This window comes from Ruegeria sp. CF5 (genome assembly GCF_056537325.1).
In genome coordinates, this window is record NZ_JBQFRI010000012.1 from 1 (window position 1) to 18,695 (window position 18,695).

Sequence of the window (18,695 nt, forward strand, 5' to 3'; positions counted from 1 at the left end):
AGGTCAATTCACGCCTGGACTCCGTCCGTTTCAGCAGTTCGCCGAACTGGTGGCGTAAACCGCCCACCAATTCCACTGATGCTCTGCCATCTAAAAGTTTGCGACAGAACCAATTTTCCCTTTCGCTAATGGTTCTGTTGGAAAGTGTTTGTGGGTTTTAGCGCAACCACCTACCTGTTTTACGATCAAAATTCGCACTTTTTGCACATTACATGAGTCAATTTCTGACTTTGCTTTTACATCTGATAAGTACCGCTTATCACTTATGATTGATTTGCCCGAAAATATCCCCCATGATGCAGGCCATGACGCTTCCTGCCCCTTATCTTCCCACTCCCTCCCCCGCCCTGTCTGCGGCAGATCAGGAGGCGCTCACTGATCTTTATGTGCGTGGCACGGCCGCCAACACGTTGCGGGCTTATGAGCGTGACCTGATCTATATAACTGCATGGAAGGCGGCGCGCTTCGATGCTGCGCTGGATTGGCCCGAGACCGAAGAAACTGCTCTGTCCTTCATCCTGGATCACGCCCGCGACCTGAGTGACGCGGTCTCGGAAGACCGCGCGCGCGAAACCGCCGAAGCTCTGATCGCGCAAGGGCTGCGCAAATCCCTCGCCTGCCCGGCGCCCTCGACGCTGGTCCGGCGCATCGCCTCCTGGCTGGCGTTTCACCGGATGAAGAATCTCCCCTCGCCTTTTGACGCTCCCCAGGTGAAACAGGCCCGCGCCAGGGCCCGCCGCGCTGCGGCCCGGCTCCCTGCCCCGAAATCACAGCACCCGATCACCCGCGACGTGCTGGAGCAACTGTTGGCCACCTGCCGGGGTTCACGCCGAGACTGCCGCGACCGGGCTTTGCTGATGCTGGGCTGGGCTTCTGGCGGCCCGCGCCGCTCGGAAATCACCGGGCTGATGCGCGAGGACGTGTCGCTGAAGGAGTTCGACAAAACAGGGGTGATTTGGATTTCGCTGCTGGAGACCAAAACCACCCAAAAGGGCGAGACCCCACGGCTGGTTCTAAAGGGCCGCGCGGCACAGGCGCTCGCGCATTGGATTGAGGTAGGCGGAATTCAGGACGGCCCGCTGTTCCGCCCGATCTCGAAAGCGGACCGGGTGCTGAAGCGCCGCCTGTCCCCGGATGCCATTGCGCAGATCGTCAAACACCGGCTAAAACTGGCCGGGCTGCCCGAAGACTTCGCGTCCCCCCACGGGCTGCGCTCCGGCTTCCTGACCCAGGCTGCACTGGACGGCGCCCCGATCCAGGCCGCCATGCGCCTGTCGCTGCATCGCTCCATGGCTCAGGCCCAGAAATACTATGACGATGTGGATATCTCCGAAAATCCGACGGCGAATCTGCTGAGGTGAGGAAGTACCCGATTAGCTCATTTGGCCCCCTGCCCTTCCCCATTAATTGTCTTGGAGAGCAAGCCGCTACTTTTTGTGCCAACTGCTCGCTATGAAAAACTCAACTCGAGGCGGAGCATTCAGAAGAGTTTTGTGCGCGCGCCTACTTTTTTGCACGGCAGAACTTCATGGGCTATAAAGCCGAGAACCACTCCAACAAGGTTTACAGCTGTAAACCACTTGGCTCTGATGCAAAGCGTATGTAGTTTTCAGCTTTGTAGAACCCACAATATAAGCGAAAATCCTTGACTTAGGACAATGAATCACGGCTGTTTGTCTCAAGTGGCGCAAAAATGACCACATTCTTTAATTTGAGGCAACTACATGATTCCCGTGACACCACTTATGGCAGAACGACCATCGGCTCTCGCCACGGAAATTTCTGAGAGATTAAACTCGGCTATCCGGGAACATCTTCTTGCGGCATTTGCCCCCGATAACACCAAATCACTGCGCAACTTTGCAGCCCCAGAAGCGGCCGAACTCTTAGGTGTCTCAGGTCAATTCATGCGCAAGGTCCACGCAGAAGGAACGATTCCTGAACCAAAAGACGTGCGCAGCGGTCGACGTTACTATAACGCCCATGAGCTTTTGGAGGCTCGCGAAACGCTTGAGAAAACCTCTCGCAAAAAAGGGCGCTATATCCCTCGCCGGACCGAAGGAGAAAAGCTCCAAGTCTGGCAGTTGATGAACTTCAAAGGTGGCAGCAGCAAGAGCACCACGACAATTCACCTGGCTCACTATTTTGCGCTTCGCGGTTACCGTGTACTGGCTGTTGATCTGGATCCTCAAGGCTCTCTTACATCCATGTGCGGCATCAGCCCGGAAATAGAGTTTGACGGGCTGACGATTTACGATGCTATTCGATATGAAGATCCGGTAGATATAGCGGACGTTGTACTTCCGACATACTTCCCCGGCCTATCTGTGGCACCGTCACGGCTTGTTCTTTCCGAATTTGAGACAGAATCTGCCGTTCACTCCAACCCGGACCATCCGTTCTTTACGAGAATACGGAATGCCCTGGCCCAGGTAGAAGGCGATTTTGACCTAGTTCTGATTGATAGCCCACCCCAACTTGGATTCTTGACGATAGCCGGGATGGCCGCTGCCAGTTCATTGCTTGTGCCACTGACACCTTCGATGCTGGACGTGTCTTCGACGGCTCAATTTCTCGAACTCGCTGGTGCTTACATGGCAGTCATTGAAGATGCTGGCGCTACGCTCGAATACGATAACTTCAAATTCCTGATAACGCGTGACGAGCCGACAGACGTACCGTCTCAACAACTGGCTTCGTTCATGCGAGCACTGTTTCAGGATCGCGTTATGTCAGCTACGGCCCTCAAAAGCACCGCAATCAGTGACGCCACAATGCTCAAGCAATCAATTTACGAAGTCGTGCGGTCGGAAATGACACGCGCAACTTATGATCGGGCAAAGAACTCAATGGATGCGATCGGCTCTGAGGTAGAGCAAATGATCCATCAAGCATGGGGACGCATCTAATGGCTAGAAAATCGCTTCAGGAGATGTCGGGGATCGCAAACACCATCGCGCGCTCTAGCCCCAAGGCCATCGATAAAGCCCCAAAACCCAATGCCCCTGCACTTGGTGCGCTTCAGGGCTCCTTGGCCGCAATCAGGGAAATTGACCCTGGTCTGATCGACGATTGGGGGCCAGCCGATAGGCTTGGTGAGTTTACAGCTGTAAACACTGACGAAGAAGACGATAGCTTTGAAAGCTTGATGTCGAGCATCCAAGAAGGTGGCCAACAAGTTCCCATTCTTGTCAGAAAATCGAAATCCGACGGTCGATACGAGGCAATTTATGGGAGGAGGAGGCTCAAAGCCTGTCGTGAACTCGGTATTAAAGTCCGCGCCAATGTTCAGGATATCGACGATGCTTCAGCGCTTCTCGCCAAGGGACTTGAGAATGCTGCGAGGCGCAATCTTTCCTTCTACGAGAAAGCACGTTTCGCCGAGGCGATCCTGACTTCAGGGCATGACACTGCAACGGTGCGGCAAGTATTGAACGTTTCGAAATCAGGGCTGTCTCACCTGACAAAAGTTACGCAACATGTTCCTGCAAAGATTGGTGACATGATCGGCGCAGCCCCAAAATCTGGCCGCCCAAAATGGACCGTGCTTGCAGAACACTTCGTTGCAGGCAAGCTGGCGGAAGATGAAGCGGCCAACCTGCTTGCAACCATTGAGCCATCGATGTCGTCAGATGATCGGCTGGAAATGCTCCTTAAAGCAGCTGTCAAACGTGGTGCACGACAAAGAGAAAGTGCAGCAGAAGTAAGCCCAATTGAAGGCGTTACAATCAAATCCACCAACGGATCACTAACTGTTTCGGTCAAAAGGACCGGAGCTAACGCTGGCTTCGCTAGCTGGTTGGACAAAAACATGGCTGAAATCATCAAGCGCTCACACGCTGAGTTTACAGCTGTAAACACCGAGAAAAAGAACTGAGGACGAGCAGAAAGGAGGAAGGCAAACAAACAAAACCCCCGAAACCGGAGCTTCGAGGGCTGCTGCGCAAAGCGCAATTCTTAGATTAGACACCTAGAATCTAGCAGCACACGAATCGCCACACAAGAAAAAACGCTCTTGAGCGAACGGGTAATTTTTGTCTGCCGAAAAATAATCATGAAAACACTAACAGCATTGGCTCCAAATGGAGCAACCTTGTCGGGAACGGCAGGGCAGGGGAGTTGTACGCCCAAAAAATGGATACTTCTTCGCGCCGTTGAAGAAGCTCGAAAACCTCTTGGGTTAAAATCCACAACTCTCAATGTCCTGAGAACCATGATTTCCTTTGTGGGCGGTGATCAGATTGCTGCGGATCAGGATGATCATTACATCTGCTTCGCTTCCAACGCAGCGATCGCCAAACGAACTCATGTCAGCGTGCAGACAGTTGAGCGTCATATCTCGACGCTGGTTGAGCTTGGACTTATTCGTCGAGTCATGAGCGCAAATGGCAAGCGATGGGCGCGCCGGGATCGACAGGGCAGGGTAGTCACCGCAACTGGGCTCTCCTTGATGCCTTTGTCTGAACGGCACGCTGAGTTCATCCAGGAAGCCCAGAGGCATGCTGATCAAGTTCTGGAATTCACTGTACTCCGCGACAAGGTTTCGGCCGCTCTGGCGCGCCTTAGGGAACTCGTAGCAAACGACACCGCGATCTCTGATTTGATGACCACCGTACGCAATGCTCTGCGTCGCAAACCAGATGCGAATGTACTCAGCGAATTGCTGGCAGAAATCTCTGTGGAAATCTCCGAGATAACACAGACGGATACAGAAAATTTGAGGGCCACTGACAGTCAAATTGAGGGGCACAAAGAGGACTCTTTGAATCCGGAAGTTAAGAAAAAGAAACTTTCTCAGATTCAGGTTTCTCCAGACCAAATGGAGCGCAGTTTTCCACGGCTATGCTCAGAACTACGCTTTGCTAAAGATCAGCAGCACTGTGATAGGCTTATGGATGATATTGCCGAGTATCTACGGCTTGGCCAAACCTGGTATGCAATTAAATCAACCTTTGGCCCAGCTATTCGCTTCATTGTTCTCGGATACATCTTTCAACGTGTTGAGAATATCCAATCTCCAAGGGCTTACCTGATTTCTTTGCTGGCTAAGATCGAAAAGGGAGAGATGTCCCCAAAGGCAATGCTGTCGCGGACCACCAATGCTACATAAATTTTAGGAAAGAGGATGAGATTTACCGTTTTCCGATTACACGTCCAATCGATGATCGGATTGAAGATTTTAAATAAGGTGAGCAATAGGATTGACCTCTATAAATCACGTAACCATAAATATTGAGCTATAGAAAGGAGACTTATACCTCACGATGTGGAACTGGCAGAACCATGATTGGCCGACTTTTCGTTTCGATGCCGCAAGACTCGAACCGTACGAGCAACAATTCCTGTTGTCCTCAGGGGAAGTGCTTGGCGCGGTTCATCATGTGAACGCTTCGGATCGGGATCAATTGCGTATCGATCTGTTAAGCGAAGAAGCGATGAAGACCAGCGCGATCGAAGGTGAGATGCTGGATCGGCTCAGCGTGCAATCTTCCTTGCGTCGGCATCTTGGACTGGCTCCCGACAGCTATCCATCCAAACCGCGCGAGCAGGGCGTTTCAGAGATGATGGTGGACGTTTATTCCACCTATTCGGAACCACTGTCACATAACACCCTGTTTCGGTGGCATGACATGCTTCTTTCCCACGACAGGCATCTGGAAACGATTGGATCATACCGGAGCCATGAGGATGCAATGCAAATCGTCTCAGGCAGGCTCAACCGCCCAACGGTGCATTTCGAAGCGCCACCTTCAAATCAGGTTCCAGCGGAAATGGACCAGTTCGTAACCTGGTTTAACCGGACCGCACCGGATGGTCCCGAACCATTGCGCGCACTGCTCCGGGCCGGATTGAGCCATCTGTATTTCGAGAGCATTCACCCCTTTGAAGACGGCAATGGCCGCTTGGGCAGGGCGCTGGCTGAAAAGTCCCTGGCACAGAACATTGGGCAACCAAGCCTGATTGCTCTTGCTTTCACGATTGAGCGAGAGCGGAAGGCTTACTACGATCAGCTCGAACGTCATCAAAAGACGCTAGACGTGACACCATGGCTTATCTGGTTTGCCGAGACTGTCCTTACAGCGCAGCAGGTGACTCTTGAGCGGGTAAGGTTCTTCATATCCAAGACGCATTTCTATGACCGTCATCGTGATCAGTTCAATGCGCGCCAAAGCAAGGTAATCACCCGTCTATTCAAGGCTGGGCCGGATGGGTTCAAAGGGGGGTTAAGTGCCGAGAACTATATATCGATCACGGGAACGTCGCGCGCCACTGCGACACGGGATCTCCAGGATCTAGTAGAGAAGGGCGCTCTGATCCGAACGGGTGAACTCCGGTACACACGCTATTGGTTGAAGCTGGATCGGGACGGGTAGGGGGCTAAAGTACGGCACGAAGGGCGGATAGCTGCCATTTGCTACAGGAGCAAATACATCCGGCCGTCCCTACCAAAAACGGACATTCGATTGCCGTCCTCACAACTGGTGCTCGGCCCCCAATAAGTCCTAACAGGCTCGTATAATTGCCACGGGCTCAGGGTTAAGCGAATCTTTAATCAGCGCGTCCACGTGTGTTTTCTCCATCTGCTCGAGGACGGTGTGCAACACGGCTGCGCGCTTCATCGGAAAAGATGCAAAGATGTTGACGTTCTTGCGTCGGTTCCTGCCGCAAAAGGCAATGGACAAAATGTTCAAAGACTCAATCCTTCCGAAGGGCTGGTAGGGCTCATCTAAAGCGAAGATCTGCATTTAGGATTGTGTTCTCAAACCCATAGACCAACTCATACGAACAAACGCAGCCCGCTACATTTTCAGCGGGCTGCCACACCACTTGTGAGACTGGGTGTAAGGAAACTCACCGCGTAAAGTGAAGTTGCGGACAAGTATTAGTAGTGCGCCGACTTTTGATTTTGGACGTGCTTTTACTTGGTTTGCCCACCTGCAGAGTGACGTGCATATCCGCGCTTCTTCGGTCGAAGTGATTAATGAGATACGAAAACCGGTGTATCGGACCGATCAAGGATCGTACGCCCAGTTCCACCGTGCACCAGCCCACTGCGTAAACGGGGGGTCCCTCGGCTACCAATTGCCAAGATGTCGGCCTCGGTTTCCCGGCAGTAATTTAGGATTTGGATGGCGGTCGCCCCCTCGGGTTTCAACGCAGTTACACTGAAGTTTTGGCAGTGGTGTGAAAGGTGTTCTTTCAGCTCTTTCAAAGGAGATGCGTTTTCGCTCGCCTGAGTTACACTCACCACATCCAAATGGTCTATGAACGGCATCAGGTGCAGCAGATCACACAGAGCTCGTGTCGCAGTCAAACCGCCATCCCAGGCAGCGACCACTCTTTTGAGCGGCCCTCCAGCATTCCAGCTCTGCGGTACGACAATAAGCGGACGCCCCGACCGTGTTACGATATGCTCCGACCGAACATGGGCTCCGGATTCTTCGGTTGTTTCAGCGTATTTCCCAACAATCAAAAGATCATGCAGGCGGGAGTGTGATGCAAGCTTGTCTGAAACGTCCCCCAACTCCACACGCCAGTTCACTGTTCTGGACGTACCGATTTGCTGGTCAAGCGCCTCTTTGGCTTTGATCGGCACTTCTTCGTTAGCACGCTGAACTTGTTTCATGAGCCGCTCGGGCATCCAGGACAGAATCTGGTTTTCTTCCATCACCGGCGGTGTCACGTGAATTGCGGTGATCTTTGCGCCTGCCTGGTCAGCCAGTGACAAACCAAAGTTGAGAACGGTTTTTGACGTGCTGCCATTGCTGAATGCAACGAGAATATCTTTGAGCGGCATAGTTTGTCCCTTTACTCAGTCGATTTCGTGTAAGAAGGCCCCGAGCCTGTCTGCGCGGGGCCTCAGACTGCTTACAGTATCCCCATCAGGGTGCGCGGCAGGTACAGCGCAATGTCGGGAATGTAAGTCACAAGCAGCACCACAGGCAGGTGGCCAATCAGCATGAATTTCAGAGTGGGTTTGATGTATTGGTCAATTGTCTGACCCCCAATCGCCCCGGACATGAAGAGGAGTGGGGCACAGGGTGGCGTGACATTCCCCAGGCCGAGGTTGGTGCCGACAATGGCCGCAAAGTGGATCGGGTGGATGCCAATCTCATTGGTAACAGGCAGGAGAACAATCGCCGCCAAAACAGCGCCGGCCGTATCGTCAACCAACATGCCCAGCATCAGCAGCAACAGGTTGATCATCAGCAGAATGACCATCTTGTTGTCCGAGATCGAAAGCATGAAGTCGGCGATGTCTTTCGGGATGTTCTCTTGCACCATTGCGCGGCTCATGATGAACAGGAAGAACAGCATCATCATGATGGCGCCAGTGTTGCGCGAACCTTCGACAAGCGCATCCGTCGTCGTGCGCATGTTCAGACCCTTGTAGATTATGAACCCGACGGGAAGGGTATAGATCAGGGCAACAGCTGCGGCCTCGGTCGGTGTGAAGATCCCACCATAGATCCCGCCCAGCATGATCCCCGGCATCAGCAGGGCCCAGAAGGCGCCTTTGGTTGCGCGGAAGATTTTCCCAGCGCGCTGCGGCAGGGTCACCTTGGGCTCGACCTCAAGATCTTTGAACCTGCGCGCCTCAAACCCGTTCATGATCACATAGATCGCCATGATCAGCACACCGGGAATGATGGTGGAAAGGAAACAGGCGGCGACCGAAAGGCCACTTGTGATCGCGAACAGGATCATCGCGACACTCGGAGGGATCAGAATGGCCAGAACCGAGGAACACGCAACCAGTGAAATGGCGTAAGAACGCGGATAGCCGGCCTCGACCATGCGGGGGATCATCATCGAACCGATTGCGGCAATCGCGGAAGACCCGCTGCCAGCGATTGCGCCAAACAGGGCGCAGGTCACGATGGTTACGGCACCAAGCCCACCTTTGATGGAGCCAACAAATGCGTTCACAAATCGAACCAACTGATCCGAAATGCCACTGGCCCCCATCAACGAGCCTGCGATCACGAAGAGCGGCAAAGCCAGCAGCGCAAAGCTGCTTTCCTGTTGGTACGCATAGGGAATGAGGAAGGCGATGTCTCGCCCGGTAATCAGAACAATTACCAACGATGCCAGTCCGAATACAAACGCAACCGGAACCTCCAGCATCAGCAGGACGACAATCAGTATGAGTGCCACAGAAACCGCGAGCATCAGGATTCTCCCATCACGTTTTGTTCGTTAAAATCTCGGATTTTCATGGCATCACGCATGGTTTGAAGCAGGAAAAACAGCGCCATTACGGCAAAACCAAACACCATGCTTGCGACCCAGATTGATCGTGGCCACTGCAAGTAAGTGCTTTTTCGTCCTCGTTCGAATGTGAACCAGCCGTATTGAGCGGCGTAGTACAGCGCGACCAACGTTACGCCCAGGCAGATCAAAGACGTCATCAGACGCACATAGTTTTTCTTCTTTTCGCTCTTAACGACCAGATGCAACGCGCCGCCGCATATATGCGCGCGCGTGCCTGTAACGTAACTGGCGCTCACAAAGTACAGCCAAATTCCCAGCAAAATCGAGGCTTCTTCGATCGCCAAGAATGGGTTGGACATTCCGTACCGCATGATCACGGTGACAAACATCAGTATGGCAAGTGAAAGCGCAAAGAAGATCATTGCTGATTTGAGGATCAACAAGAACCCCCGTTCAAACGCGGTTATTCCCGTAGTTTCGGGTGTCATTTGTTCCCCCCGTTACATGGATTGTTCTGATAAAAACTGCCCGGCAATTTGCCGGGCAGTCGGGAGGAGGCATCGTTAGTTGATGCCGGCCGCAGACTTCAGGGCTGCGGTTGTCTCCGGGCCTACGATTTCTTCGAGGAAAGGCCATTCCTGCTCGTAGACAATCTTTTTCACGGCTTCGAGCTGCTCGGGTGAGAACTCAACGACATCGATTCCTGCGCCACGAATGTCTTCCAGCGTTTTGTCACTGATGTTCTGGGCCTCGTCCCAGGCCCATCCAACGGCTGTGTCTACCGCGCCTTGGATTTCACTGCGGTCTTCGTCAGACAAACCGTCCCACCAGCTTTTGTTGACCAGCCAATAGGCGTGCTCGAAATAGTCCTTGCTGTAGACGTATGCTTCCAACACGTCGCGCATCTGCCAGATTTCCGGCGGTGGACCAAAAGTACGACCGTCCACGGTGCCCAGCTGCAGGGCGGTATACAATTCGGAGAATGGCATCGGAACCGGGCTAAAGCCCAGCAGTTCATAGCGTTTGATGGCGATTTCCAGGCCAGGCACACGAACTTTGATGCCATTGCCTTCTTCCGGCAGGTTCAGCGGTACTTCGCCCACACCTTTGCGGATCGCGTAGCCCCCAAAGTCGACCGGCAGCACGCCGACGAGTTTCATATCGAGGTCCGCCAGGATTTCGTCGTACACCGGGATAAGTGCGCCGCCAGGCCCATAGAGCTCGCGGGCTTGCTCCCAGCTGTCGACAATGTACCCAGCTGCGAAAATGTTCAGGCGCGGATCGAATTCTGTTGCCGCGAAGGTCATGGTCATTGGGACTGCACCTTGCATGGACTGCTCAAACAAAGACGTCCAGTCGCCGAGGTCTCCACCTGGGTGATACTCGACCTCGTATCCTTCCCCCAGGGCTTCCATGAACTTCTCGGAAGTCGGATGGAAGATGTGCTCAGGCGGCATTGGGTGTGCCAAGGTGAACCGCTCGTCTGCTTGCGCCGGGTTAATGGCCGACAGCATCGTTCCCGTAGCAAACACGGTTGCTACGGCAAACTTAGAAAAATGATTGAAGTTCATAACTCCTCCCAAGTTCTGTTGTCTCAACCGCCCACCACATGCAGGAGGTCCGACAGTACATAATTTGTCCGACCTTGAGGCGATCCTGACAAACTGGAAGATTTTGGTCTTGGCAAAGAAATTTTATGCCTAAAGTCAAATGGTAGTATCTCAATGGATAGAGAGATGGGGAGAAGTATACATGGAAAGTATCAACTTTTTTCTTATTTACAAGCGGTTGAGTAAAACTCGGCATGTGAATCGAATTACTGTCGATTGCAGGAGATTGACAAAATAATATTTATGTCGAAGCTGGTAATTCGATAAAGGCCGAAGACCCATTCCCAAGTCTGGAAAACGACCAAATGGAAGTAACCTTCACTGAATTTAGCTCTACGTAACTTGGAAGAAGAGAGTATGCCCAGCTTGCCCCCGATTTATTCGCTGCGCGCATTTGAGGCAGCAGCGCGCCTAAACAGTTTCAAGAAGGCGGCAGACGAATTGAACTTAACGTCAGCGGCGATAGCTCATCAGGTTAAAAACCTTGAGCAAGGTTTGGGCGTTGAAATGTTCCAACGGCATTCACGAGGGGTTGAGCTTAACGAAGCTGGACAAAAGTACCTCGAAATCGCTCAATCGTTGCTTGGTGACTTCAAACGAAAGACGCAAATATTCAAGGCGCAGTATGAGGCACAACCGATGCGAATTGGAGCTTTGCATGTTGTTTCTGAAAGGCTGGTATTGCCGCTTGTCCAAAGGTTTCTGAACCATTTTCCGGACGTCAAAGCCGAACTCATCGCAGATTTGATAGAACCAGACTTCCGAACCGGCAATCTTGATATCATGATTTGGCATGGTGAGACGCCTCCTGACGAGTTCGTCACAATGCGCTTTCTGTCTGAAAGGCTGACGCCAGTTTGCTCACCCCAATTGCTGCGCGAATACCCCGATGGGATGACACTTGATGACCTTCTTAGTGTACCAGCACTGTATGATCTCTACTGGGACGAGGACTGGAATTATTGGCTGTTAGAAGTCGGTGGCCCTGAGCTTAAGAATTCTCTCGGTTTTTCGTTGTACTCCGCATTGATACAAACCGCCATCGACGGGGGCGGAGTCGCGATCGGTCATACAGGTTTGTTGGACAAAGAGATTTCTTCTGGACGGTTAGTAAAACCCTTCGAGCAGGAGATAGAGGCTCCGAAAAGCTATTTCGTCCTAACATCCGAAGAAAACCTCAATAAACCAAATGTACGAGTTTTTTGGGATTGGGTTAGATCAGAAAAGGAGAAAGTTGCTAAGCAATGAGGTGGGGTGGCGATACCAACTTTTCCGACCCATTTTCTACGGCACTAATATGAGCTTGTAACGCTAATCGACTTGAGTTTGGCTACGCTGTGTTTGAGTGCAATTCGTCCAGCAGGAGCGATAGCACCTTGTCAAAGGCAGGCGACCTGCGAAATGATGAAGTGTACTTGGCTACAAGTTTCCGAGGAAGCTTCAGTGAACCTTCGAAAGGGCGAACGAGGGCTCCACTTTCCAAGAGTTCGCGCACCAGCAATTCGTGTGCCATCAATACTCCCCCGCCATGGCGGGTTTCCTCCAAGGCTACGGAAAATAGAGAATGTGTCGTTCCTGATTGTACCACGGAGTTGCCATCTGGCTGGCCGTTCAACCAAAATTGCCAATCATCTGTCCAAGATTCGTCAATCAAAAGGGTCTCATTCGAAAGATCAGTGATTGAATGCAGGCGTGCCGCAACCGCAGGAGCGCACACTGGAAAAATGATATCATCCGAGATTGGAATTTCGTTTTCTCCCAACACCGCGCGGCTATAGAAGAGTGTCAAATCAAACGGCTCCCGAGCGAGGTTTGGTGGGGCTTCTAGAGCCACCACCGAAACGGAAATTTCCGGAGCGACAAGGCGTAGTTTCCCGAGCCGAGGAGCCAACCAAAGTTGCGCAACCGATGGCAGGGCGGCAACTTTGACTTTCAGCGGTTGTGCAGTTGCACGCAACTCTTGCACGACGTCGCCAAGCTGATCGAATGCTTTGCTAAATCCGGGTAAGAGTTTCTCCGCCAAAGGCGTGAGAGTTATGCCTCGCGCGTTCCTGACAAACAACTGAGCCCCAGCCCAAGCTTCGAGGGATTTGACGTGTTGAGTGATTGCACCTGGAGTAACGGATAGCTCGTCGGCAGCCGCAGCAAAGCTCTTCAATCGGGCAGCGGCTTCAAATGCCCGCAGGGCGTTCAGGTGCGGTCCTTTTGGGCGGCGGGGAGAAAGTGACATTGGTTTAGCCTTAGTTTTTCTGCGCCAAAAAAATAGCAATACTGATTTGCTTTGGCCAGACAAACTGCGGATTTTTATTCAATCGAAACCCCTCTGGAGGAAATCCAATGTCGCAACATTTTTCGACCCCTATCGTGGTGACCGATCCTGTTGTTGCAGAAGCGCTGGTTAACGAAAAACAGCGTCAGCAAGATCAGATCGAACTGATCGCTTCAGAAAACATCGTCAGCCGTGCGGTTTTGGATGTCCTCGGACACGAGATGACCAACAAGACACTGGAAGGCTATCCCGGCAACCGCTTCCATGGCGGTGGACAGTTTGTCGACATCGTCGAGCAGGCTGCAATTGATCGTGCGAAAGAGCTGTTCGGCTGCGACTATGCTAACGTTCAACCTCATTCGGGCAGCCAAGCCAATCTGGCGGTCTTCTTCTTGCTGCTCAAGCCGGGCGACAAGGTTTTGTCGCTGGATCTGGCGGCCGGTGGCCATCTGAGCCACGGACTGAAAGCCAACCTGTCCGGACGCTGGTTCGAACCGCACCATTATGGTGTTGATGCTGAAACCGAAGTTATCGATTACGACGCGCTTGAGGATCTGGCTAAAGAAATCCAGCCCAAACTGCTCATTACTGGTGGTTCCGCTTACCCACGTGAGATCGACTTTGATCGCATGGGCCAGATCGCCAAGAATGTAGGAGCCTTTTTCCATGTGGATATGGCGCACATTGCAGGCCTTGTCGCAGCAGGTGTGCACCCGTCACCTTTCCCTCACGCCGACATCGTTACCTGTACAACCACCAAAACGTTGCGTGGTCCTCGTGGCGGCCTGATCCTCACCAATAATGAGGAGTGGTTCAAAAAGCTGCAATCGGCCGTATTCCCGGGCGTTCAGGGTTCGATTCACAGCCAGGTACTGGCAGCGAAAGCGGTTTGCCTCGCCGAAGCGCTGACAGATGAGTTCAAAGAATACGGCGCTCAGGTCAAAACCAATGCGGCCAAACTTGCAGAAACGCTGCAGGGTCGCGGGTTACGCATTGTGTCCGGTGGTACCGATACTCATTTAGTGCTGGTTGATCTCAGCCCGAAAGGCATCACCGGCAAACGTGCTGAAGTTGTTCTGGAAAAGGCCAATATTACTGCAAACAAGAACGCAATTCCAAATGACAGCCCGCGTCCGCCCGAATGGGTTGGATTGCGCTTGGGAGTGAGCGCCGCCACCACTCGCGGCATGAAAGAAACCGAGTTTGAAGAACTTGGCAACTTGATTGCAAACCTCATTGAGGCAGAAGCCGCTGGCGTAACCGATGGGACAGTCTCGCGCTGCAAAGCCGCCGTTGCGGACTTGTGCGCGGCCTTTCCCGCTTACGCCAGCTAATACACTCCCAGGTGGTCTGAAATTCGGACCACAAACCTGCCCCGTCGCATACTCCCTTGCGACGGGGCAATTCCTTCAATCTCTAATGGTGCGATACTTCGGGGTCTAATTCGTTATGGAACATAGCTTGAAAGCCCGACTTCTATCAGGAGACCCGGTGCTGTGGATCAATTCCAACAGAATATCGGTTCAGGACGTTTCAAACGACGTTGCTCATCCCCAAAAGGTGGCGGAAGCGGTCGCCAATTGGGAAAAATTTGCCCCGTTACTTGAAAACTGCTTTCCGGAGTTGAAAACCAGCAGGGGCATTTTGGCATCTGATTTGGTAGAGTTAACGGCACAAGATTGCGAATTCGGGTTCTCGCAAGGTCGGTATTTTCTCAAAGCTGACAACAACTTGCCTGTGGCAGGTTCGATAAAGGCTCGAGGCGGAATCTATGAGGTGTGTCAGTACGCCTTGTCGTTGGCGCTCAAGTTGAATTTGATGTCGCCCTGTGATCCGATCGAGCATCTCGCTAATGACTCCATCAAGTCCGTTTTCGGAAAATACACTATTGCTGTTGGCTCGACCGGAAACCTTGGACTTAGCATTGGTGTCGTAGCGCGCGCTCTTGGATTTCGTGCCGTTGTTCACATGTCGTCGGATGCAAAACCATGGAAAGTTGCGCGGCTGCGGAACTATGACGTGCAGGTTGTACAGCACAAAGCCGACTATGGCACCGCGGTTTCCGCAGCCCGCGCCGAAGCGGACAATGACCCCAATACCTATTTTGTTGATGATGAGAGATCCGAATTACTCTTCTACGGCTACTCCGCCGCAGCGTCAGAGCTGCGTGAACAGTTAGAGAGTAAAGGTATTAGGATAGATCGAAACACGCCTTTGTTTCTCTATCTTCCTTGTGGGATCGGAGGGGCGCCAGGCGGAATAGCCTACGGGATCGTGCAGGAATTTGGTTTACTCGCGCACAGCTTTTTCGTCGAACCTGCTCAGTCCCCTTGCGCTTTGGTTCAACTGGCGTCGGGTTTAGAAAGACCTGTATCCGTCTACGACATCGGCCTGACAAACAAGACCGAAGCTGATGGAATGGCTGTCGCCGAAGTAAGCCGGTTTGTAGCGCAGGTTATGCAGCCATTGCTGAGTGGTGTTTACACGGTACGCGATAGTGACCTTTTCCGCTGGTTGAGGGTTGCGTGGGAAAAAACCGGGCAAAAACTGGAACCATCTGCTGCAGCTGGTCTGGGCGGCCCCGCAATTGTTCTGGGCTCTGATGAAGGTCAGAAATACCTGAAAGAAAACTGTTTAGGCCCTGTGATGTGTAACGCAGTTCACGTGATTTGGGCGACTGGCGGCAGCTTGGTGCCGGACCAGGAATTCTCCAAGTTTCTACACAAGGCAGATACGCCTCCGGAAAACTCTCCCAACGATCCCTGAGCCAAACACCTATCCGAGGTACGCTATGTTGCATCAGACCGAGATCATTGCCGACCCAAATGATTTTTGGGGAGAGCACAGCGGCAGCGCCAAAGAAGTGGTCTTTGTCGTTCAGGACTACAACTCCATGTATGCCGTGAAAGCATGTTTAGAGTTGCTTAAACTCACGAATAGGTTTGCATCAGAAAAGAAGTACCGAATTGAAGTTGTTCGCAGTGTAGAGAGTGCGTTTTCCTTGCGTTCCAACCTGTCAATGCGAACGGTCATTTTGTTTGGCGGCCTAAGCAAACCATGGCTGCCAAGTGAAATCGGTACACGGTTATTGAGAACACACTTACCATGCACAGATCGCATCGGGCTCGTTGGCGGTGCGGTCTTGCTTGCGGCTCAGGTGCCTTTCCTTCGAAACTACAGCTTCTGTATCCACACCAAATTTTTTGAAGCTGCTGATGAAGAGGCAATACAGATAGCGCCGGAAGATGTGCCAGCCTTCCGCCATGGCAAGGTGCATTCCGCGACCGGTGAACTTGCGGCGTTGCACATGATCGGGTCTATGGTCGCTGATGACTGCGGTGAGTTTCTCGCGCAGCAAGTTCTGAGCCACATTGGCCTGACTTTTTCTTCCTCCGCGAACCGATCTGAGGCCGAGAACCATTACCTTCGACTTGCGAAAGGAAATTCAACTCTGTGTCGCGCCATAGCGATGATGAAACAAAACGTGGAAGATCCGCTTTGCCTTGATGGGCTTTCGAAGTCATTGGAGGCGTCGCCGCGTCAAGTGCAACGCAAGTTTCAGAGGTTTTTTGGGGAAACGCCGACATCCGTCTACCTGAACATACGTTTGGAACGCGCCTTCCATCTCCTGAAGTTTACAGACTTGTCGATTGACGAAGTATCGATCGCAACTGGTTTCACGTCGCGGTCAAGCTTCAACCTTCGATTTCGGAGAAGGTACGAAACAACACCAATTCGTTGTCGGGCAAGCAGATACAGATAGTGGGGCTCATATCCTAACAGAAAAAAGTCACACTGCGAACTGAAGACACCCAACTTCCCAATCAAGGACAATAAAATGATAGAACGTTTTGAAACCGGTCAACGCATGAGCAAAGTCGTAAAACACAACGGCGTGCTGTATCTCTGCGGTCAGGTCGGAAGCGGCGACACTGTGGCCGAGCAAACAAAAGACTGTCTGTCCCGCGTTGACGCTCTTCTTGAAAAATACGGCTCGTCCCGCAAGCACATGCTGCAAGCCATTGTCTGGTTAGCTGACATGGCCGACTTCAATGAAATGAATGACGTATGGGATGCGTGGGTTCCAGCGGGTCATGCGCCGGCTCGGGCCTGCGGCGAGGCCAAACTTGCGCGTCCGCAGCTCCGCGTCGAAGTGATCGTCACTGCTGTTGAAGCAGAGTAATTCAGCCAATTCGGGTCAGTGAAAGCTTAAGCGAATGAAAGTCATCGTACTCGGTGCGGGTGTCATCGGCGTCACCACAGCATATTATCTGGCAAAGCAGAGCATTGATGTCACGGTCATTGACCGGCAGCGGGAAGCCGGTCTTGAAACAAGCTTTGCAAACGCTGGTGAGCTTTCATACGGAATGTCCTCCCCATGGGCCGCGCCGGGAATTCCCAAGAAAGCCATGAAATGGTTGCTGATGCGGCACCGGCCTTTGACAATCTGGCCCTTGCTCAGCCCGTCTATGTGGGCATGGGGATTGCAGATGCTGCGCAATTGCAACGAGGAATCCTATCGCATCAACAAAAGCCGCATGGTGCGGGTGTCGAGCTATAGCAGAGACGCACTGACGGATCTGTTGAAAGACGTTCCAATCGATTTCGACCAGCGAAACCTCGGAACACTGCAACTGTTCCGGACCGAAAAACAGCTTGAGGCGTCAAAGGTTGATCAGGACGTTCTGCGTGAATTTGCCTCACCGTTTGAGGTTCTGGATCGCGATGCCTGTATCGCCGCAGAACCGGGCTTGGCCAATGTCGCGGAGAAAATTGTCGGTGGTTTGCAACTAACGTCCGACCGCACTGGCGATTGCCGGAAATTTACCTCAGCCCTTGCCGCCAAAGCCGAAAAAATGGGTGTCAAGTTCCGGTACAATGAAACGATCAAGGGCTTCGAAACCCGCAACAATCAGATTACATCCGTTCTGACAGAGAATGGCTCGTTTGAAGGGGACGGGTTTGTCTGCTGCCTTGGCCCCTATTCCGCCGTCTTGTTGAAAGACCTGGGCATTCATCTGCCGATCTATCCGGTGAAAGGCTATTCCATCACCTTGCCGGTGAAAGACCCTGGCGCGGCACCGCAATCCACAATCATGGATGAGACCTATAAGGTTGCGTTGACACGGCTTGGCGACCGCATCCGTGTTGCCGGTCAGGCGGAAATCATCGGGTTCAACAAGAAACTCGGCAGACACGCGACCGATGCGGTGCGCTATGTCGTGAATGACCTTTTCCCCGATGGCGGCGACCAGACCAAAATCGAAAACTGGACCGGGCTGCGCCCAATGACACCGGATGGGACACCCGTATTGGGGCGCACAAAACTCAAGAACTTATTTCTGAACACTGGACACGGAACGCTTGGCTGGACAATGGCCTGTGGCTCAAGCCGTGCCGTTGCGGACCTGGTCGTTGAGCGCCAGCCCGACATTTCGTTCGAAGGGCTCGAGGCAAACCGATATGCATGACATTGGCCTGAGTTTTTTCCGCAGAGCTTCATCAGAAAACGGTGGTTGAAGTTGGAAAAGAAACGGCGGCTGCTTGTAGTTTCGCTTGTTGTAGCCAGTGTCGCAGCAGCCAATTACCTCTACTACCGG

Annotated in this window: 16 protein-coding genes; 11 read left to right on the top strand and 5 right to left on the bottom strand. The window is 52.6% G+C overall.

The window, feature by feature from the left end:
* Nucleotides 1-305: 305 nt before the first annotated feature.
* The 5 genes from ACR0NW_RS20970 (at nt 306) to ACR0NW_RS20990 (ending at nt 6,374) form a co-directional block, all read left to right on the top strand.
* The gene (locus ACR0NW_RS20970; protein WP_480452756.1) at nt 306-1,361 is read left to right on the top strand and encodes a tyrosine-type recombinase/integrase; all 1,056 of its coding nucleotides are present in this window, start codon (nt 306-308) and stop codon (nt 1,359-1,361) included.
* A 363-nt stretch (nt 1,362-1,724) separates the two neighbouring features.
* The gene (gene repA, locus ACR0NW_RS20975; RefSeq protein WP_480452754.1) at nt 1,725-2,909 is read left to right on the top strand and encodes a plasmid partitioning protein RepA; all 1,185 of its coding nucleotides are present in this window, start codon (nt 1,725-1,727) and stop codon (nt 2,907-2,909) included.
* Complete coding sequence (gene repB / locus ACR0NW_RS20980) at nt 2,909-3,877, top strand: plasmid partitioning protein RepB (RefSeq protein WP_480452752.1); 969 nt, start codon at nt 2,909-2,911, stop codon at nt 3,875-3,877. Before repA ends, repB begins: the two co-directional genes overlap by 1 nt.
* A gap of 138 nt (nt 3,878-4,015) precedes the next feature.
* Entirely contained in the window at nt 4,016-5,110 is a 1,095-nt protein-coding gene (locus ACR0NW_RS20985) for a helix-turn-helix domain-containing protein (RefSeq protein ID WP_480452750.1), read from the top strand.
* A gap of 154 nt (nt 5,111-5,264) precedes the next feature.
* On the top strand, nt 5,265-6,374 hold the full coding sequence (locus tag ACR0NW_RS20990) for a DUF4172 domain-containing protein (protein ID WP_480452749.1): 1,110 nt from the start codon (nt 5,265-5,267) through the stop codon (nt 6,372-6,374).
* A 605-nt stretch (nt 6,375-6,979) separates the two neighbouring features.
* Here the strand turns inward: ACR0NW_RS20990 and ACR0NW_RS20995 are convergent.
* The 4 genes from ACR0NW_RS20995 to dctP form a co-directional block, all read right to left on the bottom strand.
* Nucleotides 6,980-7,798 (bottom strand): universal stress protein, encoded by an 819-nt coding sequence (locus ACR0NW_RS20995; RefSeq protein WP_480452748.1) that lies wholly within the window; start codon nt 7,796-7,798, stop codon nt 6,980-6,982.
* A 71-nt stretch (nt 7,799-7,869) separates the two neighbouring features.
* Nucleotides 7,870-9,174 (bottom strand): TRAP transporter large permease, encoded by a 1,305-nt coding sequence (locus ACR0NW_RS21000; RefSeq protein WP_480452746.1) that lies wholly within the window; start codon nt 9,172-9,174, stop codon nt 7,870-7,872.
* Nucleotides 9,174-9,656, bottom strand: a complete 483-nt coding sequence (locus ACR0NW_RS21005) for a TRAP transporter small permease (RefSeq protein WP_480452744.1) — start codon at nt 9,654-9,656, stop codon at nt 9,174-9,176. The genes ACR0NW_RS21000 and ACR0NW_RS21005 overlap by 1 nt, the downstream gene beginning before the upstream one ends.
* Nucleotides 9,657-9,779: 123 nt before the next feature.
* The gene (gene dctP / locus ACR0NW_RS21010) at nt 9,780-10,787 is read right to left on the bottom strand and encodes a TRAP transporter substrate-binding protein DctP (RefSeq protein WP_480452743.1); all 1,008 of its coding nucleotides are present in this window, start codon (nt 10,785-10,787) and stop codon (nt 9,780-9,782) included.
* A gap of 396 nt (nt 10,788-11,183) precedes the next feature.
* Between dctP and ACR0NW_RS21015 the strand changes: the two genes are divergently transcribed.
* The gene (locus ACR0NW_RS21015; RefSeq protein ID WP_480452742.1) at nt 11,184-12,074 is read left to right on the top strand and encodes a LysR substrate-binding domain-containing protein; all 891 of its coding nucleotides are present in this window, start codon (nt 11,184-11,186) and stop codon (nt 12,072-12,074) included.
* An 82-nt stretch (nt 12,075-12,156) separates the two neighbouring features.
* Here ACR0NW_RS21015 and ACR0NW_RS21020 read toward each other — a convergent pair whose 3' ends face one another.
* On the bottom strand, nt 12,157-13,056 hold the full coding sequence (locus tag ACR0NW_RS21020) for a LysR family transcriptional regulator (RefSeq protein ID WP_480452740.1): 900 nt from the start codon (nt 13,054-13,056) through the stop codon (nt 12,157-12,159).
* 107 nt (nt 13,057-13,163) lie between these two features.
* Here ACR0NW_RS21020 and ACR0NW_RS21025 point away from each other — a divergent pair, with 107 nt between their 5' ends.
* From ACR0NW_RS21025 to ACR0NW_RS21045, 5 genes are all read left to right on the top strand, one after another.
* Nucleotides 13,164-14,429, top strand: a complete 1,266-nt coding sequence (locus ACR0NW_RS21025) for a serine hydroxymethyltransferase (RefSeq protein ID WP_480452739.1) — start codon at nt 13,164-13,166, stop codon at nt 14,427-14,429.
* Between the two features lie 115 nt (nt 14,430-14,544).
* Nucleotides 14,545-15,861, top strand: a complete 1,317-nt coding sequence (locus ACR0NW_RS21030; RefSeq protein WP_480452737.1) for a D-serine ammonia-lyase — start codon at nt 14,545-14,547, stop codon at nt 15,859-15,861.
* A 25-nt stretch (nt 15,862-15,886) separates the two neighbouring features.
* Nucleotides 15,887-16,858, top strand: coding sequence for a helix-turn-helix domain-containing protein (locus ACR0NW_RS21035; protein WP_480452736.1), 972 nt, complete (start codon nt 15,887-15,889; stop codon nt 16,856-16,858).
* A 75-nt stretch (nt 16,859-16,933) separates the two neighbouring features.
* Entirely contained in the window at nt 16,934-17,278 is a 345-nt protein-coding gene (locus ACR0NW_RS21040; protein ID WP_480452734.1) for a RidA family protein, read from the top strand.
* Between the two features lie 34 nt (nt 17,279-17,312).
* Nucleotides 17,313-18,566, top strand: coding sequence for a D-amino acid dehydrogenase (locus ACR0NW_RS21045; protein ID WP_480452733.1), 1,254 nt, complete (start codon nt 17,313-17,315; stop codon nt 18,564-18,566).
* The last annotated feature ends 129 nt before the right edge of the window (nt 18,567-18,695 follow it).